This window comes from Aeromonas sp. 600479 (genome assembly GCF_049175515.1).
GTDB classification, from domain to species: Bacteria; Pseudomonadota; Gammaproteobacteria; order Enterobacterales; family Aeromonadaceae; genus Aeromonas; species Aeromonas veronii_A.
Genome location: NZ_JAAKVF010000002.1, coordinates 58,578 through 82,009 on the forward strand (window position 1 = coordinate 58,578; position 23,432 = coordinate 82,009).

The following is a 23,432-nucleotide window of genomic DNA, read 5'->3' on the forward strand; positions in this document are numbered from 1 at the left end:
GCGTCTAGCTAACCGTTTAGGTACCAAGATCCATGTTTGAAGATAATAACCAGAAACGTCCTCTCTACATTCCCTACGCCGGTCCCGCCCTGCTGGAGACCCCTTTGCTCAACAAGGGCAGCGCCTTCACCAGCGAAGAGCGCAGCAACTTCAACCTCGAAGGTCTGTTGCCCCAGAATATCGAGACCATCGAAGAGCAGGCCGAGCGCGCCTATCGCCAGTTCATGGCGTTTGGCAACGACATGGACAAGCACATCTATCTGCGCAACATCCAGGATACCAACGAGACGCTCTTCTACCGTCTGCTGCACAACCACCTGACCGAGATGCTGCCCATCATCTACACCCCGACGGTGGGCAAGGCGTGCGAAGAGTTTTCCAACATCTATCGCCGCGCCCGTGGCCTGTTTATCTCCTATCCGGACAAGGACAGGATCGATGACATGCTGCAAAACGCCACCAAGCAGAACGTCAAGGTGATCGTGGTGACCGATGGCGAGCGGATCTTGGGTCTGGGTGACCAGGGTATCGGCGGCATGGGCATTCCCATCGGCAAGCTCTCCCTCTACACCGCCTGTGGCGGTATCTCGCCCGCCTACTGCCTGCCGGTGGTGCTGGATGTCGGCACCAACAACCAGCAACTGCTCAATGACCCCTTCTATATGGGGTGGCGCAATCCGCGTATCTCGGGAGATGAGTACGCCGAGTTTGTCGATGCCTTCATTCAGGCGGTCAAGCGCCGCTGGCCCGATATCCTGCTGCAGTTTGAGGATTTCGCCCAGAACAACGCCATGCCACTGCTCAACCGCTACAAGAACGAGCTCTGCTGCTTCAACGACGACATTCAGGGTACGGCTGCCGTGACCCTGGGCAGCCTGATCGCCGCCTGCAAAGCCTCCGGTGCCAAGCTCTCCGAGAAGCGGGTTGCCTTCCTCGGTGCGGGCAGCGCCGGTTGCGGTATCGCCGAGCAGATCGTGGCACAGATGAAGGCCGAGGGGCTGACCGATGCCCAGGCCCGCAGCCGTGTCTTTATGGTGGACCGCTTTGGTCTTATCACCGACAAGATCCCCAACCAGCTCGACTTCCAGCGCCGTCTCTCCCAACCGGTGGAGCGGATCAAAGACTGGCCGGTGGGGGACAATATCTCCCTGCTGGAGGTGATGGAGCATGGTCGCCCGGACATCCTGATCGGGGTCTCCGGCCAGCCGGGGCTGTTTACCGAAGAGGTGGTCAAGACCATGCACAAGCACTGTGCCCGTCCCATCATCTTCCCGCTCTCCAACCCCACCTCCCGGGTCGAGGCGACACCTGCGGATTTGATCCGCTGGACCGACGGTCAGGCGCTGGTGGCCACCGGCAGTCCGTTTGCACCGGTGGAGCACAAGGGCAAGCGCTACGTCATCGCCCAGTGCAACAACTCCTTCATCTTCCCGGGGATCGGCCTTGGCGTCATCGCCTCCGGCGCCACCCGGGTGACCGACGCCATGCTGATGTCGGCCAGCCGCGCGCTGGCGGAGTGTTCGCCGCTGGTGAAAGGGGAGGAGGGTTCTCTGCTGCCGGATCTGGCGGATATCCATCAGGTCTCCCGCTACATCGCCAAGATGGTGGCCAAGACCGCCATGCTGCAGGGCAAGGCGGTGCAGACCCCGGACGAGGTGATCGATCAGGCCATCGACGCCAACTTCTGGCATCCGGAGTATCGCCGCTACCGCCGCACCTCGTTCTGATTTCTGCGAGAAGATGCAAAGCAAAAGGGATGCCTCGGCATCCCTTTTTACTGCACGTCTGACATGGTTATCGCCTCAAGATGAACTACTCGCTGGCGCCCTGTACGCCGGTGACACGCACCTCTACCCGGCGATCCGGCCCAAGGCAGTCGATGAGCGCCGCCTTCGCCTTGATGGCATCACACTGACTGCCGGTGACCGGATTACTCGCGCCATTGCCCTGGATGCTCACCTTGTCGGCAGGCAATCCCTTGCTGATCAGAAAGTCGGCAACGGTTTGGGCCCGAGCTTCTGACAACCTCTGATTGCTGGCATCCGAGCCGATACGGTCGGTATATCCCATCACGACGGCACTGCCATCCTTGGGTTGTACATCGACGATCTGCTGGTAGAGAGCGTCCAGCGCGCTCATCCCCTCCGGTTTGAGGTCCGCTTTGCCAAAGGCGAACAACACATCGGAACTGAGGTTGAAGGTCTGATCTACCATCTCCGGTTCGGCCGGTGGCGGGGGGACCACGACCGGTGCGGGCGTGGGAGCCGGCTCTGTCGGCTGGCTGCGATTGGGATGGATCACTACTTCCAGGGTTGCTGTGCTGATGTCGCTGACCCAGCGCTGGGTGCCGCTGTTTGCCTTGTCATTGTCAGGATCATCGCCGACCCTGACCAGATAACGATACCTGGCCTGGAGATCGACCCAGTCATGGAGCCGGGCCGTCACTCCCAGGCCTGCCAGCGGTGCCAGGTTGTCGTCCCCGCCATTGATCGATTCAACGTGATAGATATAGCCACCACCCTCGGCAAACACCGAGAACATCTCGCTGAGCGGCAAACGACCAATCACAGACAGGGTAGCTCCCTTGCTGTTGAAGTCATGGCCGCTGATATCCCAGTCACCGGTGGAGAGGTAACCAATTTCGGCGCCCAGGTTCTCCGTGAAGTTGTAGCCGCCAAACAGGGAGAGCGCAGTCGCATCCTTGCTGACATCCTGGCTGAAATCATTCAGATCGTGGGCTATCGCCCAGCCACCGCCTATCCCGGCATACCAGTCATGGACCGGTACCGCTTGTGCGCCTGTGCTCGCCAATGCCAGTGCAATCCACACAGGTTTTAATCTTATGTTCATCGCGTATCCTCGTCGATGTGTGGTTTAGTGGGGCTGCTTGTTGGTCAAACCCCACACTTATGTATAGGTGACGGGTTGTTTTTAACCACTCAAGAGGTGTGGATTGCGGCAATAAGTGAACCTATGTCACTGAAACCATGCGGGAAGAGGAAAGATAGCCTGAGGTGGGCGGCATGGAAGACAATAAAAAGGAGGCCATATGGCCTCCTGCTTATCCAGGTGATCAGGATTATTGTGTGACTTGTTGCACACCGGTGACGCGCACTTCAACGCGGCGATCCGGCGCCAGGCAGGAGATCAGCTGAGCCTTGCCCTTGACGCTGTTGCACTGGGTGCCTGTGACCGGATTGGCTTCACCGCGGCCTTCGATGGCAACTTTGCCAGCCGGCAGGCCCTTGCCAACCAGGAAGTCGGCTACGGTACGGGCGCGTGCTTCGGAGAGTTTCTGGTTGTAGGCGTCAGTGCCGATACGGTCGGTGTAACCGACGACCACGGCACTGCCATCTTTTGGCTGTACGTCGACGATCTGCTGATACAGGGTGTTGAGCGCTGCGACACCTTCTGGCTTGAGGGTGGATTTGCCAAAGGCAAACAGCACGTCAGAGCTCAGGGCGAAGTTCTTGTCAACCACCACAGGCTCTGGGGTTGGCTCGGGTGCTGGTGCCGGAGCGGGGGCCACGTAAGTGGTGCGGTTCGGGTGCATCACCAGCTCCAGGGTTGCGACGCTCATGTCGCTCTCCCAGGTCTTCTGCTCGTCACCCAGACTCCACATGTAGCGGTAGCGGGCTTGCACATCGATAAGGTCGGAGAGCTTGGCAGTCAGGCCCAGACCCGCCAGCGGCGCAGTGCCGTTGTCGCTGTTGCCATTGCCGTTGACGTGATTGAAGTAGGCTCCACCTTCAGCAAACACCGAGAAGATGTCGCCCAGCGGCAGGCGGGCGATACCGGAGAGGGTTGCACCCTGAGTTTTGAAATCGGCACCGTCAACGCCCGCTTTACCGGCGTAGAGGTAGCCCAGCTCAGCTGCGTAGTAGTCGTTGAAGTTGTAACCGCCGAACAGGTTCAGCGCAGTGGCGTCTTTGTCTGTATCCAGACCTTGTACATCGTCAAGGTTATGAGCATATGCCCAACCTGCACCAACACCGGTGTACCAGTCATCGGCAGCCTGAGCTGTGGTGCCTGCGGCGGCGAGCGCCAGTGCAATCAGGGTAGGAGCCATTTTGAGTTTCATCGGTTTATCCTCGTTGTGTTAGCCCATGTCGGGCAATGCACTTGTTTTTATTGCTGCGAAAAATAGCCAGCAAAGTGGATAGCGAAGGCTTTGGACTCTCATGATGCATTGGCGTCATGGACAACAGACCGGACAAGAAGCGCTTTTTAGTGCTTATCCAATACCTTACAGGCGCAACTACTTTATGCTTTCGAGGCGGGGCAGGCAAGGGCAGGGTGGTGGGAATGAGGGATGCAAGCGAGAACGAGATAAACAAAAAGGGATGCCGCAGCACCCCTTTTTCACACTATCTGAACGAGGTCAGATTATTGCTGAACTTCTTGTACGCCAGATACGCGAACTTCTACGCGACGATCCGGAGCCAGGCAGGAGATCAGCTGAGCTTTAGCGGTTACGCCGTTGCACTTGGTGCCGGTAACCGGGTTAGCTTCGCCACGACCTTCGATGGCAACTTTGCTGGCAGCCATACCTTTGCTCACCAGGAAGTTGGCAACAGTACGGGCACGGGCTTCAGACAGCTTCTGGTTGTAAGCGTCAGAACCGATACGGTCGGTGTAACCAACTACAACAGCGTTGCCATCTTTCGGCTGGAACTCAACGATTTGCTGATACAGACCGTTCAGGGCTGCAACGCCTTCCGGCTTCAGGGTGTCTTTGCCGAAGGCAAACAGCACGTCTGAGTTCAGGGCGAAGTTCTTCTCTACCACTTGCGGAGCAGGAGCCGGCGCTTCTTCAACAACCGGAGCAGCTACCGGAGCTACATAGGAAGTACGGAACGGGTGGTATACCGCTTCCAGAGTAGCGATGCTCTGGTTGGCTTTGTAACGCTCACCGTTGGCGTGCAGGTCAGCCACATCCCACATGTAGCGGTAACGAGCTTGCAGGTCCAGCACGTCATTTACTTTGTAAGTCACACCGGCACCGGCCAGCGGGGAAACTTTAGTGTCGCTGGTGCCCAGACCATCGGTGTGACCCCAGTAGGCGCCGCCTTCAGCGAACAGGGAGAAGTCGTTGCCAACCGGCAGACGGGCGATACCGGACAGGGTGGCACCCTGGCTCTCGTAACGGTTGCCGTCGGTGTTACCACGACCAGTGTACTGGTAGCCCAGTTCGGTACCGAAGTTCTCGGTGAAGTTGTAACCCATGAAGGCGTTGGCAGCAGCTGCGTCTTCCTGGCCTACATTGGTGCTTTCCAGCTTGTTCAGGCCGTTGAAGTGAGTAGCACCGACACCGGCACCGAAGTAGATGTCGTCAGCGGCGTGAGCAGCGGTAGCACCCATAGCAGCCATGGCGATGGCGATCATGGAAGGAGCCATTTTCATCATAAAAAAATCCTCGTTGAGATCGCACGTTATTCACGTGCTTCACACTTTGTAATTTATGTAAGCTGCAGGCTCCGCCGTACGGCTGGCGTCGAGTCTGGCAGATGACCCGGTATAACCGGGTTGCACACTCTCCTGGTGTGTCGAGTGCACTGGCATGGCACGCAAAGCGTGATAAACCGCTGCCAGGCAACTGATGTCATTCCGATGACGAGGCGCACTCTATGCCGATTTTAAAACATGATCAAGCTCACAAATGAGCCTTATGGCAAATTGTGTCGTGACCTTAACTGGCTGTTTATCCAGATTAATTAGTGATCCAGATAGGCCCTGTGCAGTTTCTTTTCCAGCTTCATATAGGCCTGAACCCAGTCGGAGTGCGGGTTGGCAGGATGTGCTCTGGCAGTAAACACCTCAAGGTACTCTGCTTCCGTTGCACTTTTAAGCAGGGGAGTAAACGTCATCAGGTAGTGGCGGGCCAGATAGGGATCCAGGGGCCAGATGTTGAGTATGGCCCGTGCCACAGGCTGAACCGCAGCTGAACAGATGAAATGGCGGTGTCCCGCCTCCAGCCAGTCGGTCATCTCGCACATGCCCGATTCGGCTACCAGACCACCATCACCCGGGGTGGTTGCCAGAGCAATAGACTGGCCATTTACCGTGATGAGTTCTTCATTGTTATGCAGGGTGCCATCGTGGCTGCGCAAAGACAGGTTCTGCGACTCCTGTTCAAGAAACAGGCTGCAACTCTCCGGCAGGGCGGCCAGCAGCTCGCTGACGTGGCTTGGCATCAAGGCCGGAAGCCAGAATGCTTCGGCGCGATATTGTGCGCCTTGAGTGAGCTGTTGTTGCAATTGGGCTGGGTCAGAAACCGGGTGCAGGCGAGAGATAATGCCGGGAAACGCCATACTTATTCCTCTTAATGGGTAGCTGGCGGATTATACGAGTTATTCTGGTGGCAACAATAAAGGTTTCTTTTCGAGACTGTTTACCTGAGACAGCTGAGCGATTACCATCCCCCGTTGAAGATAAGGGTTGTCGCCGAAAGGCGCTCATAAAGATAGAGGCTCGACCATAACGAGTCCGACCAAAACTGATACACTTGACTACGAGTCGTCGCGAAAAATAAAGACGGATTTAATCCGTCAAACGGAGTATGGAACATTATGAATTCAAATATCGTCACTGTTGGCAAGAAGATCCGTCAGATCCGTGAAGCGGTCGGTCTGAGCCGTCCGAAGTTTGCAGATTTGCTCGGTGTTCCCCCCACAACCCTGAAAAACTATGAGCTGGGTTATCGTGAAGTGGGTGGCGCCTTCCTGGTTGCCCTTGCTCACCACCCGGATCTGCACAAGTTTACCCTCTGGCTGTTGGCGGACAAAAAAGTCGCAGAAATCGGCCAGATCGGACCGGATGACCTCGCCAAGGGCTGATCATCGATATGAATAGAAATGCCGCCTTCGGGCGGTATTTTTTTGCTCGCCAATAAGAGCCCTGAGCCCCGCTTTTTTCTTATCTGTGCTCTATCTAGGGCTTTTGCTCAAAACATCTTGGCAAACCGCCATAAACTTCAGAAAATTCCGACCCTAAAAACCCGGTTCATCTCGCATGATGCGAAATAAGTGAGACAAGCATGAGTCAAACCCCCCCCAAGGTCCGCGATGGCTTTACCAGTAAATTCGGTGTCCTTGCCGCTACTCTTGGTTCAGCCGTCGGCCTCGGCAATATCTGGAAATTCCCCTATCTGACCGGTGAAAACGGTGGTGCCGGCTTTCTGCTGGTCTATGTGATTGCGACCCTGCTGGTCGGTCTGCCGGTGATGATCTCCGAGATCATGCTGGGCCGCAAAAGCAAAACCGATGCGGTCACTACCCTGAACAAGCTCGCTCCGAAAGGGCAACCCTGGTGGCTGATTGCGGTAATGGGGGTGCTGGCGGCTTTCCTGATCATGTCTTTCTACTCGGAAGTCGCGGCTTGGGTGTTTGCCTATATCTTCAAGGCGATCGATGGCTCAATTCTCTCCACTGATCCCAAAGTGACCGGCGCTGCGTTTGGCTCGCTGATCAGCAACCCGCTGCAGAGCCTGCTGTGGCAGTGGCTGGTACTGGCCTTGATGGGCGGCATCCTGCTGATGGGGGTCTCCAAGGGGATCGAAGCTGTCACCAAAAAGCTGATGCCGGTACTCTTTATCCTGCTGCTGGTGATCGGTATCCGCAGTCTGACGCTGCCGGGAGCGAGCGAAGGTCTTTCTTTCCTCTTCTCACCCGATTTTTCCAAGATCACCGGCGCCGTGGTGCTGACCGCCATGGGACTTGCCTTCTTCAAGCTCTCCATCGGCATGGGCTGCATGATGACTTACGGCAGCTACTTCCGTGATGACCAGAACATTCCGGTCACCGCGTTCCGGGTTATGTGTGCCGACCTGTTTGTCTCCATGCTGGCCGGAATCGCCATCTTCCCGGCGGTGTTTGCCTTCGGGTTCGAGCCGACCGCCGGTCCTGCTCTGCTGTTCATCACCATTCCGGCGGTCTTTGCCAGCATTCCGTTTGGCCATGTTTTCATGGTGCTCTTCTTCGTGCTGTCGGCCATCGCGGCCACCGGTGCCATGCTCTCTATTCTGGAAGTGCCGGTTTCGGTGCTTTCCGAGCGCTTCAAGATGAGCCGCGCCAAGGCGACCCTGATCAACCTGCTGGTGCTGGGTGCGGTGGGGTCTACCTGTGCGCTCTCCAACAGTGCCATGGCGGATGTGCATATTGCGGGCAAGACCTTCTTCGATCTGTTCGACTACCTATCCTCCAACATCCTGATGCCGCTTGGCGGTATCTTCCTCTGCCTGTTTGTTGGCTGGGTATGGGGCGAGGAGAAGATGCGCGATGCTCTGACCAATGGCGGCGAGCTGGTTCTGCCCATCCTCAAGCCACTGTTTTTTATCATCCGCTACGTATCACCGCTGCTGATCCTGATCGTGATGCTCAAGGGGCTTGGGCTGTTCTAAATCGAAGGTTTTGCCATAGCAAAAGAGCGCCACAAGGCGCTCTTTTTGTTGGTGCGATGGGCGTGGGGATCACAGTAATCCAAGGCGGCCCAGTTCATCCTTGAGCTGATCGAGGTTGCGCTCGACACAGGCTTCCCCCTCGTTGATGGCATCGCTGGCGCGATGAAAATCCATGATGGAGAAGCTGCCAAGCCGTGGGCAGAGCTGGATCTCCGGCGGATCACCGGCCATCCGGGCGCGGGTGATGCGCTCCTGCATTATGTTGATGGAGCCACTCATCACGCTCCACAGACCCGGGGTGGCTGGCGCGGATTCACCGCGGTTGAGCCACTGGCTGAGCAGTCCGCCGCTGCCGGGTTGATCCGGCTCGTCGGTCCAGGGCTGATGCATGTCGGTGTTGAGGTTGACCGCAATCACCACCTCGGCCCCCATGGCACGGGCCAGAGAGATGGGCACCGGATTGACCACAGCGCCATCGACCAGCCAGCGGTCGTTGATCCGGGTCGGGGTGAGGATCCCCGGCATGCCGCAGGAGGCGCGCACCGACTGGCGCAGCGGGCCCTGTTGCAGCCAGATCTCGCGGCCTGTATCGAGCTCGGTGGCGATGCAGGCGAAGGGGATGGGCAGGTTCTCGAGATCGGGGTCCCCTAGATGGCTGGCCGCAAGACCAAACACCTTTTCGCCGCGAAACAGACCGCCGGAGAGGGCCGGGTCGAGCAGGCTGACCACCTGCAGGCGGGTAAAGCCGCGCACCCAGGTTTCCAGCCGATCCAGTTCACCAGCGGCATAGGCGGCACCGACAAAGCTGCCGATGGAGCAGCCAGCGATCAAATCCGGTTTGATGCCGAGACGTTCAAGGGCGCGGATGACGCCGATATGGGCCCATCCTCTGGCGGCGCCGCTCCCGAGAGCGAGTCCTACGCGGGGTTTACGTGGCACGACTTTCCTCCAAAAAGGGGTTTGAGCGACCAGCTTACTCCGAGAGTCGGGATGCGTCACCCCACCATCGCTCACTGCGGTTGCGTCCATTGGCCTTGGCCTGATAGAGCGCCACATCGGCGCGCCGCACCGCTTCGTGCAGAGGAATATCTGGCTGATAAGGGAGATACCCCAGGCTGATCGTAACCTTTAATCCGGGCACGATGGCCTCCCAGTTGTGTTCGGCTACGGCTTCTCGCAGCTGTTCTGCCAGCTCCTCTATCCGCACCTCATCGCTGTTGGCAACCAGCAGCAAAAACTCTTCTCCACCCCAGCGGAGCAAGCGGTCTTGCTGGCCAAGTTGCTGTTGGCAAAGCTGCACCAGCCTGATCAGCACCATATCACCCACGGCATGGCCGAAATGATCGTTGACTCGCTTGAAGTGGTCGGCATCGAACATCAGTATCCCTGCCCGCAGTTGTGCCAGCTCGCCTCCTTGTTTCAGTTGCTCCAGATAGTGGCGATTGAAGGTACCGGTAAGGGCATCGTGGCAGGAGAGGTAGTTGAGTCGTTGGTTGAGACGGCGAGCTTTCAGGTTGGCAAGTGCGGCCAGCAGCAGAAACGCAATAGCCAGAAGAGTTGGCGCAGACTGGCAGAGTATTGCCCGGAACAGCGGCAGCAGCCTCACCTGGTGTACCAGCCGCAAAGGGGTATCGGGGATAGCCAGCGTTAGCTGCCATGCCCCCTGTCGCCAAAGGTATTGGCCGGTTGACAACGGTTCTGGTGGCGGTACGAGCTCGTGCGCACTGCTGGCCAACACCTGATGGTACTGATTGAGCAGCAGATACTGCCCCAGCTCCGGGGTCAGCTTGTCGAGTTGTTGCTGCAGACGTGCGAGCAGCACATCCATACTGATCATCCCTACCAGCGTCCCCTCTTTGTAGAGTGGCTGGGACATGGTGACCATGGGGCCGCGGCCAATAAAGTCATCATAAGGGCGTGAGAGGACGGTTTTCTTGTCCGGGTTGCTGCTGGTCAGAGTGTCTTGCCAAAAGCGTTTTTGGTAGATACTCGGGTAGAAATGAAACCTGCTGGAGGGCTGCCAGGGGTAGAGATAGATAAAGTTATCCACACCGGTAAAGTAGACCCAGGCGATCTCTTCCCCCAGGCGTTGGCTGGCGGTGGAGAGAAGCGGTGACAGACTCAGTGCCAAGTGAATGCGAGCTTCCCGCTCGCTGCCCGGTGGTGGTAGCGGACCGGTACCAGTGAGATTGCCCACCAAACCTTTGGGCAGGTCGGCAGGAATGTTGTCGAGCGCGAGCCCCTTGCCCGGAAGTTGTTGAATATGGCGATAAAGCTGGCGGGTCAGCACGGAGTGAGGGTCGCTGCGCAGCCGCTCTTCGGCCTGCCCGCGCATCGCTTCCAGAAAAATTTCGCTCTGTCGGAACTGCTCTCGTAGATAAATAGCACTGTTGAGGGTATCGCTCTGATAAAGATTCTCTATCTGTTTCAGACTGTGCTGCAGGGTCACTCCGACCAGCAGTATGGCCAGAGTCAGCAGTAGCCAGGTCAGGTGCGCAAGGCGGCGAAGATCGAACACATTGGGCATCGAGAGTCATCTGAATTGGCGAAGAAAGGGCGTTAGTGTAAGCGAAGCGCGGTGAAAATGACCAGAATCCTGCACAGCGCGCTGATCTTGCCACGCTCCGGTTACGTTTTGTCACATTTATACATAGTCACGGCATAGTCTGGGGCTAAAATGGCCCCCAATCAGATTTACCCCTCTTAACACTTCATGGATTGTTTGATGAAAATGCGTATCTGGATTGGCCTCGGCCTGCTCTCTCTGATAGCGGCCATCTGGTGGGCGGTTGGCCACTTGCAACCGGCAACCAAAGCCCCTTCCCGCGAGATCAATATTCGTACCCAGACCGTCAAGCAGAGTCTGGCCGAGCCAACTCTCAAGCTGGTAGGCAAGCTGGCGGCCAACAACTCGGTGGTGATCACACCCGAGGTAACCGGACGCCTGATCAAGATTGCGGTACAGTCGGGTCAACAGGTCAACAAGGGCGATACGCTGGTCGCTCTGGATGCGGGCAAGCAACAGGCTGAATTGGCCGAACAGAGTGCCAGTCTGCGCGACGAGAATCGCAAGCTGGCCGAGATGCGCAAGCTGGTCGCTCGTGGTGCCGTCACCCAGTCGGTGCTGGAGGGGCAGGAGGCCATCGTCGATCAGGTGCAGGCGCGGGTCGATGCCGCCCGTTACGAACTATCCCTTCGTACTCTCATCGCCCCCTTTGCCGGCACGGTAAGCCTGATTGATTTGAGCGAAGGGGCGCTGGTCAATAGCGGCGATACCCTGCTGCACCTCGATGATATCGATACCCTGCGCCTCGATCTGGCGGTGCCGGAGCGTTACCTCGCCCTGCTGCGCCCCGGCATGGCGGTGACGGCGACCAGCACTGCCTGGCCGGAGCAACGCTTTAACGGCACCCTCACCACTCTCGATAGCCGCATCTCCAACGAGACCCAGAACATCAAGGCGCGGGTTGAACTGCCCAACCACAACGGTCAACTGCGCCCGGGCATGCTGCTCAATGTGGAGCTCTCGCTCCCCTCCCGCCAGCTCACCATTATTCCCGCCCAGTCGGTGGAGTACGCCGGCGAGCAGCGCTTCGTCTATCGCCTCGAGGCCGATGGCCGGGTCAAGCGGGTGCCGGTGGTGCTTGGCGAGACCGAGGGGGAGACCGTCTGGGTCACCGAAGGGCTGAAAGTAGGCGATCGCATCGTGGTCGAGGGGCTGGTCAATCTGCGTGATGGCGCCAAGGTCCACGATCTGGCGGAGGTAAATGGCTGATGTGGCTCTCCGATATCTCAGTACGCCGCCCGCTGGTAGCGGTGGTGCTCAGCGCCCTGCTCAGCGTGTTCGGTCTGGTCGCCTTCAGCAAATTGACGGTGCGGGAGATGCCCGATGTGCAGATCCCGTCGGTCTCCATCACCACCACCTATGAGGGGGCCGCCCCGGCAGTGATGGAGAGCCAGGTCACCAAGCCCATCGAGGATCAGCTCTCCGGCATCAGCGGTATCAAGAACATCAACTCGGTGACCCGCAAGGGGCGCTCGATGATCACGGTGGAGTTCAAGCTTGGCTGGAACATGGTGGAGGGGGTCTCCGATGTGCGTGACGCCCTGACCCGTGCCAAGAGCAAGCTGCCGGAGGATGCCGACGACCCGCTGGTGACCAAGGATAGCGGCAGCGGTGATGTGGCGGTCTGGCTCAACTTCAGCAGCAGCCAGATGGACCGCACCGCCATGACCGACTACGCCAACCGGGTGCTGGTCGACCCCTTGAGTCTGGTGGATGGGGTGAGCGAAGTAGCGCTATCCGGCGATCTCACCCAGGTGATGTATGTGCGGCTGCGCCCGGCCGACATGGCTGCGCGCGGCGTCACGGTGGCGGATGTGCAGGATGCCCTCAAGCGTGAGAATATCGAGCTGCCGGGCGGCGAGATCCGCAACAACTCCATGACCATGTCGGTGCAGATTGCCCGGCTCTACCACACGGCTGAAGATTTCCAGCAGTTGCAGGTGCGTACCGCCGCCAACGGTCAGAGTGTCTATCTGGCCGACATTGCCGATGTGGAGGTGGGAGCCAAGAACGAAGACAGTGCCTACCAGCGCAATGGCCGCGAGAGTCTGGGTATCGGCATCGTCGCCCAGTCCACCGCCAACCCGCTGGCGGTGGCACAGGGGGTGGAGAAGAAGTTGGTGGAGATGCAGCGCTTCCTGCCGGAGGGGGCCAAGCTGGAGGTTGACTACGACTCCACCATCTTTATCAAGCAGGCCATCGACGAGGTATATGAAACATTGGCCATCTGCGCCGTGCTGGTGGTGGCGGTGCTCTATCTGTTCCTCGGGCAGGGGCGCACCACCCTCATTCCTGCCATCACGGTACCAGTGTCACTTATCTCCGCCTTTATCGGCGCCTGGTATCTCGGTTTTTCCATCAACCTCATCACCTTGCTGGCGCTGATCCTCGCCATCGGTCTGGTGGTGGATGATGCCATCGTGGTGGTGGAGAACATTCACCACCATCTGCAGCGGGGTGAATCACCCCTGCTGGCGGCTTGGCACGGCACCCGCGAGGTGGGGTTTGCGGTCATCGCCACCACGGCGGTGCTGGTAATGGTCTTTATCCCCATCGCTTTTATGGATGGCATGGTGGGCAGGCTCTTTACCGAGTTTGCGATGTTGCTTTCGCTGGCGGTGCTCTGCTCCTCGTTGGTGGCACTCACTCTCACTCCGGCCATGGGCTCCTGGCTGATGCGCCCGCTTGACAAGCCGAATCGGCTGACGGCGGCCCTCGATCGCACTCTGGGCCGGGTGGAAGGGCACTATCGCCACCTGCTGTCGTGGGTGCTGCGTCGCTCGCGTTGGATACCGCTGGCGCTGCTGCTCTGTCTTGGCGGTATCGGTGCTCTGTTCACCCAGCTGCCGAGCAGCCTCACCCCGACCGAGGATCGCGGCGTGGTCTTCGTCTTCGTCAAGGGGGCTGAGGGGACCAGCATCGAGCGGATGAAACGCAACATGCAGCAGGTGGAATCGACCATCATGCCGATGCTGGGCCAGGGGGTAGTCAAGGCGATGAGCTTCAGTACACCCGCCTTTGGCCGCGGCGGCGATCAGACCGGCATGGTGATCATCCAGCTCACCGACTGGGCCGAGCGTGATGTGACCGCCACCGAGTTTTCCCGCTCGCTCGGCGCCAAGCTGTCGGTTATTCCCGATGTGATGATCCGCACCTTCCAGCCAGGCTTTCGTGGCGGCTCTACCGCTGCGGTGCAGTTCGTGCTGCAGGGCAACGACTATGCCGAGCTCTACCAGCTGGGGCTGGAGCTGCAAAAAGCGGCGCAGGCGAGCGGCCTGATGATAAGCCCGGATCTCGACTACGCCGAGAAGACTCCTGAGCTGCAGGTGACCGTCTCGCGCGACAGCGCCAGCCAGCTCGGCATTCCGGTTTCCACCGTCGCCAGCACCTTGCAGGCGATGTTGGGCGGGGTGAGCAAGACCACCTATGTGGACAGGGGCGAGGAGTATGACGTCTACCTGCGCGCTAACCAGAAGGAGTTCAACGGCATCTCGGATCTCGGTCGCATCTACCTGAAGGCAGCCAATGGCGAGATGGTGAGCCTCTCGACGCTGGCGACGGTCAAGCAGGTGGCGACCGCCAACCGCCTCAACCACTACCAGCGCCAGAAGGCGGTGACCCTGACCGCCGACGTGGCACCGGATCATACCCTTGGCGAGGCGCTCGACTTCCTCGACGGCTGGGCCAACGAGCATCTGCCGAGCGGCATGACGGTCGATTATGCCGGTGACTCCAAGGATTACCGCGACAATCAGGGGGAGATGGCTATGGTCTTCGGCCTCGCCCTGCTGGTGGTCTATCTGGTGCTGGTGGCCCAGTTCGAGAGCACCCTCACCCCGACCGTGGTGATGATGACGGTGCCGCTCGGCATCTTCGGCGGCTTGCTTGGCCTCTGGCTGACGGAGCAGGAGATGAGTATCTACAGCCAGATCGGCATGATCATGCTGATCGGCATGGTGACCAAGAACGGCATCCTCATCGTCGAGTTCATCAACCAGCTGCGCCAGCGCGGGGAAGGGTTCGAGGAGGCGATTATTGCAGGCTCGGTGCGCCGCCTGCGGCCCATCCTGATGACTTCGCTCACCGCCATTATCGGTGCGGTGCCGTTGATGCTCTCCATGGGGGCGGGCTACGAGAGCCGGATGGCGGTGGGTACCGTGGTTTTCTTCGGTCTGTCGCTGGCGACCCTGGTTACCTTGCTGGTGGTGCCCGCTATCTACCACCTGATCGCCCGTCACGCCGGCATGACCGGGCAGCGGGATCAGCAAGTGGATGAGGCGCTGGCCGCCAGGGGGGACACTTCTGTGCCATAACGGCTGTGTCCGGTGCCTGCTTTGACCGGGGCACCGGAATACATCACGCAAACGCGCAGAGCTTGATAGCCGGCTCTGCTGTTGTAGCCTTCGAGGGGATAGTGACATGATTGAATCGGCACTATCCTACTCACCACCTTTTTCTCCTCTATTTCTGCGGCTTGAGGCCATTTTTACCTGATTGGCACTTTTATTGCTTTCGGTCTGTCAGCGTCAATGAATTGTCTGGGGACGAAAATGGAAATAAGTGCAAGCAGCCTGATGCAAGAGATGCAGGCACTCAAGGTAGAGGCCGGTGCAACCCCGCTGCCACAGCCTGGCCGCCAGGTGACCTCTGATTTTGGCCTGCTGTTGCAGCAAGCTCTCGGTAACGTCAACGAGTTGCAGGGCGCCGCCAATGATCTGCGCACCCGTTTCGATATGGGCGACAAGTCGGTGGATCTGGCCGAGGTGATGATTGCTGGCCAGAAATCCTCTATCGCCTTCGAGGCGACAGTACAGGTGCGCAACAAGATGGTTGAGGCCTATAAAACCATCATGAATATGCCGGTATAAATGATGACTGTGCATCATGACATGTCAGCAATAAGGACATAAATCGTGGCAACTGACCAAAATGGCGATCTGCTGATAAATGATGAGGGCACCGCCGCCCTCGATGCCAACGAGCAGAAGAGCTCGGCACTGGGATTCTTGTCCAATACCGATGTTCTGCGCCAGATCACGCTGATCCTGGGGCTTGCCATCTGTCTGGCCATCGCCGTCTTTATCTTGCTATGGGGCAAGGAGCCGGATATGCGCCCTCTTGGCACCTACACCACCCAGGAGCTGGTCAAGACCCTCGACTTTCTCGATCAGCAGAAGATCCCTTATGAGGTGGACGGTAAGAGCGTGCTGGTCAGTGCCGAGAACTTTGCCAGCATCCGTTTGGCGCTGACCCGGGCCGGTCTCACCAATGCGGCTGATGTGACCAATGGTGGAGAGGATATCCTGCTCAAGGACTCCAGTTTTGGCGTCAGCCAGCGGATGGAGACCGAGCGCCTCAAGCTGAGTCGCGAGCGCCAGCTGGCTAGCGCCATCGAACAGTTCCAGAATGTGGCCAAGGCCCAGGTGCTGTTGGCCATCCCCAAAGACAACGTCTTTGCCCGTAACGAGCGCAAGCCCAGTGCCACTGTGGTTCTCAACCTGAAAGGGGCTGCACTGGGGCAGGGGGAGGTGGACTCTATTGTTGATATGGTGGCCTCTGCGGTACATGGCCTCGAGCCGACCCGTGTCACCGTGACCGATCAGAATGGTCGCCTGCTTAATTCCGGTTCCCAGGATCCCGTCTCTGCCCAGACTCGCAAAGAGTTTGCGATGCAGCAGAAGCAGGAGCTGGAGTACAAGCAAAAAATTGACGCCATTCTGATCCCGGTGCTCGGCGCCGACAACTATACGGCGGAAGTGGATCTCTCTCTCGACTTCTCCCAGCAGGAGCAGACTCGCAAAACCTACAATCCCGATCTGCCTGCGGTGCGCTCCGAGATGACGCTGGAAGAGAACAGCTCCAGCGGCAGCAATGGCGGAGTGCCGGGGGCCCTCAGCAACCAGCCGCCTGCCGCGTCCAATATCCCTGAACAGGCCACTGGCGGTGATGGTACAGGTGCGGCGGCTTCGGGTCGTTCTCGCAAAGAGGCGACTCGTAACTTCGAACTGGATACCACCGTCAGCCACACCCGGCGCCAGATGGGTGGCATTCGTCGCATGACCGTTTCCGTTGCCGTGGATTACAAGGCAGTGCCAGGTGCTGACGGGGCCGTGACCCGCGAAGCGCGCAGTCAGGCGGAACTCGATACCCTGCGTCGTTTGCTCAGCGGTGGCCTTGGTTTTGATGTAACCCGTGGTGATACCCTTGAGGTAGTTGCCATTCCGTTCAATCGCCCCGAGCTTGATACCGTCGCCGAGGTGCCGCTCTACGATCAGCCCTGGTTCTGGCGTGCGGTACGGATTGCGGCATCTGTACTGGTGATTATTGTCTTGATCGTCACCGTGGTTCGCCCCATGCTCAAGCGGCTGCTCTATCCGGATGCCAAGCCGGAAGGGGAAGTGGACTTTGACAACCACACCGTACTGGGTGGTGACGACGAACTCAGCTTGTTGGCAGCTCAGGTTGAGGGAGAGCAGGTATTCGGGGTACGCGATGGCCAGCTGAAACTGCCGGATCTGCATCGTGACGAAGATTTGCTCAAGGCGGTGCGTGCCCTGGTGGCGAACGAACCGGATCTGGCCGCTCAGGTCATTAAAGAGTGGGTAACCAAAGATGCCTGAAGAAAGTAAAAACCAGGTAACCGGCAACGATATCACCGATAGCCAGCGTCAGTTGCTGGATCAGATGTCCGGTATGGAGATGGCGGCGGTATTGATGTTGAGCCTTAACGAAGAGGATGCCGCCCAGATCTTCCGCCATCTCGAACCCAAGCAGGTACAGCGGCTCGGTATGTCGATGGCATCCATGTCTGATTTCAGCCACGATCGGGTAGCGGCGGTGCACCGTCAATTCATCGACGATATCCAGAAGTACACCAACATAGGTATCGGCAGCGAAGATTTCGTGCGCAAGGCACTGGTAGCCGCGCTTGGCGAGGACAAGGCGAGCAACCTGGTGGACCAGATCATTCTTGGTTCCGGTGCCCGCGGCCTCGATTCGCTCAAGTGGATGGATGCCCGTCAAGTGGCCAGCATCATCCAGAACGAACACCCGCAGATCCAGACCATAGTGCTCTCCTATCTGGAGCCGGAGCAGTCCGCCGAGATCCTGAGCCAGTTCCCGGAGCAGGTGCGTCTGGATCTGGTGATGCGGATCGCCAACCTCGAAGAGGTGCAACCGGCAGCATTGCAAGAGTTGAACGACATCATGGAGAAACAGTTCGCCGGTGCGGCGGGTGCCCAGGCGGCCAAGATGGGTGGCCTGAAAGCGGCTGCCAACATCATGAACTACCTGGATACCAACATCGAAGGCCAGCTGATGGACTCGATCCGCGAGTCGGACGAAGAGATGAGCCAGCAAATCCAGGATTTGATGTTCGTGTTCGAAAATCTCATCGATGTGGACGACCGCGGTATCCAGACTTTGCTGCGGGAAGTGCCGGGGGATCTGCTGCAGCGCGCCCTCAAGGGCTCCGACGATCAGATGCGCGAGAAGATTTTCAAGAACATGTCGAAACGAGCGGCCGAAATGCTGGCAGACGATCTGGAGGCCATGGGGCCAATCCGGGTCTCCGAGGTGGAGGCTGCCCAGAAGGAGATCCTCTCCATCGCCCGCCGTCTGGCCGATGCAGGCGAAATCATGCTGGGCTCCGGCGGTGGCGAGGAGTTCCTCTAGACCATGACCAACTCATGGAACCTGTCTGCCAGCCCAGTATGCGGTCATGGCAAGGAGCGGCGCGAATAGATGAACAACAAGCTGCGTGGCTATGTACGGCCTGAAGGGGAAGAGACCAGGGTAGAGACCTGGGGCTGGCCCGAAATGGATGTGGCGGTCGAGACCGAGACCAATGCTCTCGGTCTTGCCCCTGACTGGTATCAACAGGAAGAGGAGGTGGTGGAACCGGAGCCCGAACAGGAACCGACTCCCAGCATCACCGCCGAAGAGCTCGAAGCGATCCGTCAGGCGGCTTGGGAAGAAGGAATGGCCGAGGGGCGCGAGGCTGGCTATGCCAAAGGGCTCGAAGAGGGCAAGCTGGAAGGACTGCAACAGGGGCACTCGGCCGGTCTCGAGCAGGGGCGGGAAGAGGGACTGGCCATGGGGCGCGATCTGGTTGAGCAGGAGATCGCTCACTGGCAGGGGCTCGCCGCCCGCCTCGCCAATCCCCTGATTGAGCTGGATCAGGCGGTAGAGCAGCAACTGGTCGCGCTGGTGATGCAACTTTCCCGCGCGCTCATTCGCCATGAAGCCGAGACCTCTCCCCGCATCCTGCTGGAGGCACTCAAGGAGGGGCTGGCATTGTTGCCCGCCGCCGAGCAGGGGGTGACTCTGATGCTGCATCCCGATGATATCACGCGAGTCGAGCAGGCATTTGGCGCTGACGAGTGCGCCAGACGCCACTGGCGGTTGCAGAGTGACCCCACCCTCTCCCCTGGCGATCTGCAACTGGCTACTGAACTCTCCAGCATCGATCTGACCCTCTCCGGGCGCATCGATCAGTTGCTGCGCAACTTCTTGCGGGACAACGCGTCGCAGAACCCGGCTTCGCAGGATCCACGCCCATAACCGATGCCTGACGATGTCGTCCGGTTGCACTTTTTAGTTCCCAGGAGGCCAGATGAGCGGCTCGCTACTGAACCGGTTGCAAGGGTACAAGGTACGCGACAGCGCCCCCAAACCGCCGGTTGCCGGCAAATTGACCAGGGTGGTGGGGCTCACCCTCGAAGCCATCGGTTGCCGTGCCGCCATCGGAGCCTTGTGTCGCATCGACACTCTCGAGGGAACTCTGGAGGCTGAAGTGGTGGGGTTCTCGGGCGATCGCCTCTATCTGATGCCGAGCGAACAGCTCAAGGGGGTGATCCCCGGTGCCCGGGTGGTGCCCGTCACCGAAGAGCATGGCATACCGGTTGGCATGAACCTGCTTGGCCGGGTCATCGACGGTATCGGCCAGCCGCTCGATGGCCTCGGCCCCATTCTCTCCTCCCGGACTGTGCAGTTTGCTCAGCATCGCATCAACCCGCTCTCTCGCCGCCCGATACATCAGCCGATGGATGTAGGGGTGCGTGCCATCAATGCTGTGCTGACGGTGGGTCAGGGCCAGCGAATGGGGCTGTTTGCCGGTTCTGGTGTCGGTAAATCGGTGCTGCTTGGCATGATGACCCGCGGCTCGGTGGCAGATGTGGTCGTGGTCGGCCTCATCGGTGAACGGGGCCGGGAGGTGAAAGAGTTTATCGAAGATATTCTGGGGGAGGAGGGGCGTGCCCGCTCCGTGGTGGTGGCGGCCCCTGCCGATGCCTCGCCGCTGATGCGGCTAAAGGGATGTGAAACGGCGCTGGCCATCGCTGAATATTTTCGCGATCAGGGGCTCAATGTGTTGCTGCTGATGGACTCACTGACCCGTTATGCCCAAGCCCAGCGTGAAATCGCCCTGGCGGTGGGCGAGCCGCCGGCCACCAAGGGATATCCACCCTCGGTCTTTGCCAAATTACCTGCGCTGGTGGAGCGAGCGGGAAACGGCAGTGACGGCCAGGGCTCCATCACCGCCTTCTTCACCGTACTGACCGAGGGGGATGATCTGCAGGACCCCATTGCTGATGCGGCGCGGGCGATTCTCGATGGCCACATTGTGTTGTCGCGCGAACTGGCCGACGCAGGCCACTATCCGGCTATCGATATCGAAAAGTCCATCAGCAGGGTCATGCCCATGGTCACTTCGCCGGAACATATGGAGTTGGCGCGGACCCTCAAGCAGTTTTACTCCCTCTATCAGCAGAACCGGGATCTCATTACTATCGGTGCCTACAGCCAGGGTTCTGATCCGCGTATCGACCGAGCCATCATTCAAAAACCCTATCTGGATCAGTTCTTGCAGCAGGGGATGCGTGAGGTCATTCATTACGATGATGGCCTGCAAGCCTTGCAGATGGTGGCGATGCCCTTGATGCGTTGATGACGGTTGGGAAGAGAGGGTGAGGCAATGAGTAAAGGGTTGTTATTGTTGGCTGAGCGGCTGGCTGAGGCCGAGCAGCAGTGTGCTCTGGCTCTGGTAAAAGCGCAGCAGGACCTCAAGCTGTTTATGGATCAGCAAAATGCTCTCAACCAGTACCGCCAAATCTATCACCAGCAGTGGACCGATCGAGGTTTGCAGGGGATCTCGCCCCAGCAAAACAGCCAGTATCACGCCTTTATCAACAAGCTCGAGCAGGCTGCTACCCAGCAATACGAAGGGGTGCTGCAGGTACGTCAGGCTCTGGAGCAACGTCGTGAAGAGTGGCTGGCGGCTCAGCAGCGGCGCAAGGCGGTAGAGCTGTTGCTGGAGAAGCAGGCAAGCCGCGAGCAGCAGAAAGCCCTGCGTCAGGAGCAGAAAATGCTGGATGAGTACGCCATGTTGCGGCGTTTTCATCAAGCTGGCCTGTAACTTGCTTTGATCTGGACATTGTCGGCGGCTATCTCGTTGGGGCCGCCAGAATTCAGGGATGCCATCATGATGCAGACAGTGCTGACACAAACGCCTTCGGTTCCGGCTAACGGATTGGATAAAGCGCCTCTGAACGGCGCTTCCGAGAGCAATGGCATTGATATGGTGGGGAGCGAGAGCAAGGGGGATTTCGCCTCGCTGATTGCAAAGGTCCAGGGCAGTGAACAGGGTGTTGCTGATAGCAATCAGAGCGTTAAGACTCTTCAGTCTGCCAAATCTTTGGCGACCGAGAGTGCCTCTCCCCACGAGGAGCCCAGCAAGGAGCAGGATCCTGACGCCGACAACAAGGTGGAGGAGGTTCCCGCTACCGACTTTCTGCTGCGTCTGCAAGACTCCCTCAAGCTTGATACCTCGCTAGTGACACCCCAGCTGGTGGTGGCAGCCCAACAGAGCGCCACTGCGCTAGACGGCAATCCGTTGCCGCAAGAGGGTGAGCAGGAGAGCATTGGGCTTGATGAAAGCGCGCTGGCCCCTGCCGCTTCCAGGATTGTCCGCCAGCTTGCTGGTCAGACCGGGGCGCAATCGCCGTTGGCCACGACCGCCACATTGACCCCGGACACCACAGTATCGCCCTCTGCGGCGCGAGTGGTGGCGCAGGGCGACGCATCATCCTCCGTCGTTCTCTCCCATGCGGCCTTCTCCTCTGAGGAGGAAGCTGTTGCCCCCCCATCGGATCAGCAGTCTGGGGAGAAAGTCTCTGCCAAGGGAGAACCGCTCGGGGCGGATGGCAAGCCAACCAAGCCCCTTACGGGGGCAGAGCGAATGACTCAGCTGGCCAAGGTGCTGCCGGTCGATGAGTCGGCCAGTACTACCAAGTCTGTTGAGTCACTCGTAGCGAAAGAGGGGGACGACAGCAAATCCGGCTCCTCAGCCAATGGTGTGGTGACCGGCAAGGGACCAACGGCGCAAGTCGTGACACAGGGGACTGTACTCAAGACATTCAGCGAGGGGCTCAAGCAACCTGATGCGGGCACCGTAACCACAATCGCTGAGAGCCTTGGCATGGCTGGCAAGGGGGCTGAGAAGCGTGCCGCCGAGGTGAGTCAGCAGACAGCCACTACCACAGTAGCCAATCAAGGTTCGGCACCGGTGATGATGACGCAAAGTGCCGCGGCTCAGGGGAGTGTGACGGTAAATGCGACGACTCAGACCGATAGCACTGCCGCTCCCGTGATGGTGGCGCCGCAGCAGGTGTTGGCCCAGGCCGAATCTCAGGGGCCACAAGCACCGCTGTCGAGCATTTCAGCCGGCATCAAGCAGATGGAAGTGACCGGCACCGACGAGGTGCGCAAAGCGATTCAGCAGGAGCTGAAACCGAAGGTCGGTGAGGCGGAGAAGAGTCTTGTTGCTACAACATCGAACAGTGAGAGCAGCCAGAGCCAGACTGTGCAGCATGGCCAGAACAGTCAGCCCCAGCCACAGGTGGCCGAAAGCCGGGCGCCCGCCACTGAGGCTACGTTGCGCCGTGAACCGCAGAATTTACCCCATCTGAAACTGGCCAGTCAGGAAGCGCCTGCCGAATTGCACCAGAAGGTCAACGTGATGCTGGCCGAAAAACTGCAACAGGCGGAAATTCAGCTTGACCCCCTCGGTCTTGGCAAGATGAAGATCCAAATCCAGATTGGAGCGGACAGTCAGGCTAACGTCCATTTCGTTGTTCAGCATGGACAGACTCGCGAGATGCTGGAGCAGGCGATGCCTCGTCTGCGTGAAATGCTGGCAGGGCAGGGGATCCAGCTTGGCCAGACGCAGGTTCAACAGCAGTCGCAGCAACAGCAACAGCAACAGCAACAGCAGGGTCAGCCCACTTTTGGCGGGCAGGGGCAGCAGGGCCAGGGTGGCGGTCAGTCACATGCCGGTAACAGGCTGGTTGAGGGAGAACTCACCACAGCCAACCTCAGTTTGCTGGTGGAATCGACAAGCGGCTCTGGAATAGATTTCTATGCTTGATGCAATCCCGAGTAAGTTTATGATATCGAACAAGTTTGAGACTA

The 23,432-nt window shown here is 58.9% G+C and carries 18 protein-coding genes; 12 read left to right on the forward strand and 6 right to left on the reverse strand.

The features are described from left to right. Positions 1–32: 32 nt before the first annotated feature. Positions 33–1,727: an NAD-dependent malic enzyme gene (locus G5149_RS02940; RefSeq protein ID WP_100654267.1), complete on the forward strand. Its 1,695-nt coding sequence runs from the start codon at positions 33–35 to the stop codon at positions 1,725–1,727. 85 nt (positions 1,728–1,812) lie between these two features. Here the strand turns inward: G5149_RS02940 and G5149_RS02945 are convergent, their stop codons facing one another. From G5149_RS02945 to G5149_RS02960, 4 genes are all read right to left on the reverse strand, one after another. Then, complete coding sequence (locus G5149_RS02945; RefSeq protein WP_421211516.1) at positions 1,813–2,850, reverse strand: OmpA family protein; 1,038 nt, start codon at positions 2,848–2,850, stop codon at positions 1,813–1,815. Positions 2,851–3,079: 229 nt separating this feature from the next. Further along, entirely contained in the window at positions 3,080–4,081 is a 1,002-nt protein-coding gene (gene ompA, locus G5149_RS02950; protein WP_421211518.1) for a porin OmpA, read from the reverse strand. Positions 4,082–4,386: 305 nt separating this feature from the next. Beyond that, on the reverse strand, positions 4,387–5,406 hold the full coding sequence (ompA, locus tag G5149_RS02955) for a porin OmpA (protein WP_421211520.1): 1,020 nt from the start codon (positions 5,404–5,406) through the stop codon (positions 4,387–4,389). Between the two features lie 308 nt (positions 5,407–5,714). After that, a complete protein-coding gene (locus tag G5149_RS02960; RefSeq protein ID WP_216979269.1) occupies positions 5,715–6,311 on the reverse strand; it encodes a hypothetical protein in 597 nt (198 codons plus the stop codon). Between the two features lie 258 nt (positions 6,312–6,569). Here G5149_RS02960 and G5149_RS02965 point away from each other — a divergent pair, with 258 nt between their 5' ends. Together G5149_RS02965 and G5149_RS02970 are read left to right on the forward strand one after the other, a co-directional pair. Then, positions 6,570–6,836, forward strand: a complete 267-nt coding sequence (locus tag G5149_RS02965; protein ID WP_005343938.1) for a helix-turn-helix domain-containing protein — start codon at positions 6,570–6,572, stop codon at positions 6,834–6,836. A 200-nt stretch (positions 6,837–7,036) separates the two neighbouring features. Continuing rightward, complete coding sequence (locus G5149_RS02970; RefSeq protein WP_421211523.1) at positions 7,037–8,398, forward strand: sodium-dependent transporter; 1,362 nt, start codon at positions 7,037–7,039, stop codon at positions 8,396–8,398. Between the two features lie 69 nt (positions 8,399–8,467). Here G5149_RS02970 and G5149_RS02975 read toward each other — a convergent pair whose 3' ends face one another. Further along, on the reverse strand, positions 8,468–9,337 hold the full coding sequence (locus tag G5149_RS02975) for a patatin-like phospholipase family protein (protein ID WP_216979267.1): 870 nt from the start codon (positions 9,335–9,337) through the stop codon (positions 8,468–8,470). A 34-nt stretch (positions 9,338–9,371) separates the two neighbouring features. Beyond that, positions 9,372–10,925: a sensor domain-containing diguanylate cyclase gene (locus G5149_RS02980; protein WP_005343946.1), complete on the reverse strand. Its 1,554-nt coding sequence runs from the start codon at positions 10,923–10,925 to the stop codon at positions 9,372–9,374. 198 nt (positions 10,926–11,123) lie between these two features. Here G5149_RS02980 and G5149_RS02985 point away from each other — a divergent pair, with 198 nt between their 5' ends. The 9 genes from G5149_RS02985 (at position 11,124) to G5149_RS03025 (ending at position 23,388) form a co-directional block, all read left to right on the forward strand. Then, positions 11,124–12,173: an efflux RND transporter periplasmic adaptor subunit gene (locus tag G5149_RS02985; protein WP_005343947.1), complete on the forward strand. Its 1,050-nt coding sequence runs from the start codon at positions 11,124–11,126 to the stop codon at positions 12,171–12,173. Continuing rightward, complete coding sequence (locus G5149_RS02990) at positions 12,173–15,277, forward strand: efflux RND transporter permease subunit (RefSeq protein WP_216979266.1); 3,105 nt, start codon at positions 12,173–12,175, stop codon at positions 15,275–15,277. The genes G5149_RS02985 and G5149_RS02990 overlap by 1 nt, the downstream gene beginning before the upstream one ends. A gap of 237 nt (positions 15,278–15,514) precedes the next feature. Next, positions 15,515–15,832 (forward strand): flagellar hook-basal body complex protein FliE, encoded by a 318-nt coding sequence (gene fliE / locus G5149_RS02995; RefSeq protein WP_005343949.1) that lies wholly within the window; start codon positions 15,515–15,517, stop codon positions 15,830–15,832. Positions 15,833–15,877: 45 nt separating this feature from the next. Next, positions 15,878–17,584, forward strand: a complete 1,707-nt coding sequence (gene fliF / locus G5149_RS03000; RefSeq protein ID WP_005343951.1) for a flagellar basal-body MS-ring/collar protein FliF — start codon at positions 15,878–15,880, stop codon at positions 17,582–17,584. Then, a complete protein-coding gene (gene fliG / locus G5149_RS03005) occupies positions 17,577–18,638 on the forward strand; it encodes a flagellar motor switch protein FliG (protein ID WP_005343953.1) in 1,062 nt (353 codons plus the stop codon). The genes fliF and fliG overlap by 8 nt, the downstream gene beginning before the upstream one ends. Positions 18,639–18,707: 69 nt before the next feature. Beyond that, positions 18,708–19,526, forward strand: coding sequence for a flagellar assembly protein FliH (gene fliH / locus G5149_RS03010; RefSeq protein ID WP_005343954.1), 819 nt, complete (start codon positions 18,708–18,710; stop codon positions 19,524–19,526). Positions 19,527–19,578: 52 nt separating this feature from the next. Next, entirely contained in the window at positions 19,579–20,910 is a 1,332-nt protein-coding gene (gene fliI / locus G5149_RS03015; protein ID WP_005343955.1) for a flagellar protein export ATPase FliI, read from the forward strand. Positions 20,911–20,937: 27 nt separating this feature from the next. Further along, positions 20,938–21,378, forward strand: a complete 441-nt coding sequence (gene fliJ, locus G5149_RS03020) for a flagellar export protein FliJ (RefSeq protein WP_337072573.1) — start codon at positions 20,938–20,940, stop codon at positions 21,376–21,378. Between the two features lie 66 nt (positions 21,379–21,444). After that, positions 21,445–23,388: a flagellar hook-length control protein FliK gene (locus tag G5149_RS03025; RefSeq protein ID WP_421211529.1), complete on the forward strand. Its 1,944-nt coding sequence runs from the start codon at positions 21,445–21,447 to the stop codon at positions 23,386–23,388. Positions 23,389–23,432: the final 44 nt, after the last annotated feature.

Bases quoted from the DNA above. Each gene is read 5' to 3' on its own strand.
- G5149_RS02990 (WP_216979266.1), top strand. From the start codon at position 12,173: ATGTGGCTCTCCGATATCTCAGTACGCCGCCCGCTGGTAGCGGTGGTG.
- G5149_RS02985 (WP_005343947.1), top strand. From the start codon at position 11,124: ATGAAAATGCGTATCTGGATTGGCCTCGGCCTGCTCTCTCTGATAGCG.
- G5149_RS02960 (WP_216979269.1), bottom strand. From the start codon at position 6,311: ATGGCGTTTCCCGGCATTATCTCTCGCCTGCACCCGGTTTCTGACCCA.
- G5149_RS02980 (WP_005343946.1), bottom strand. From the start codon at position 10,925: ATGCCCAATGTGTTCGATCTTCGCCGCCTTGCGCACCTGACCTGGCTA.
- G5149_RS02965 (WP_005343938.1), top strand. From the start codon at position 6,570: ATGAATTCAAATATCGTCACTGTTGGCAAGAAGATCCGTCAGATCCGT.
- G5149_RS02945 (WP_421211516.1), bottom strand. From the start codon at position 2,850: ATGAACATAAGATTAAAACCTGTGTGGATTGCACTGGCATTGGCGAGC.
- fliG (WP_005343953.1), top strand. From the start codon at position 17,577: ATGCCTGAAGAAAGTAAAAACCAGGTAACCGGCAACGATATCACCGAT.
- fliI (WP_005343955.1), top strand. From the start codon at position 19,579: ATGAGCGGCTCGCTACTGAACCGGTTGCAAGGGTACAAGGTACGCGAC.
- ompA (WP_421211518.1), bottom strand. From the start codon at position 4,081: ATGAAACTCAAAATGGCTCCTACCCTGATTGCACTGGCGCTCGCCGCC.
- fliJ (WP_337072573.1), top strand. From the start codon at position 20,938: ATGAGTAAAGGGTTGTTATTGTTGGCTGAGCGGCTGGCTGAGGCCGAG.
- fliH (WP_005343954.1), top strand. From the start codon at position 18,708: ATGAACAACAAGCTGCGTGGCTATGTACGGCCTGAAGGGGAAGAGACC.
- G5149_RS03025 (WP_421211529.1), top strand. From the start codon at position 21,445: ATGATGCAGACAGTGCTGACACAAACGCCTTCGGTTCCGGCTAACGGA.
- G5149_RS02970 (WP_421211523.1), top strand. From the start codon at position 7,037: ATGAGTCAAACCCCCCCCAAGGTCCGCGATGGCTTTACCAGTAAATTC.
- G5149_RS02940 (WP_100654267.1), top strand. From the start codon at position 33: ATGTTTGAAGATAATAACCAGAAACGTCCTCTCTACATTCCCTACGCC.
- fliE (WP_005343949.1), top strand. From the start codon at position 15,515: ATGGAAATAAGTGCAAGCAGCCTGATGCAAGAGATGCAGGCACTCAAG.
- ompA (WP_421211520.1), bottom strand. From the start codon at position 5,406: ATGATGAAAATGGCTCCTTCCATGATCGCCATCGCCATGGCTGCTATG.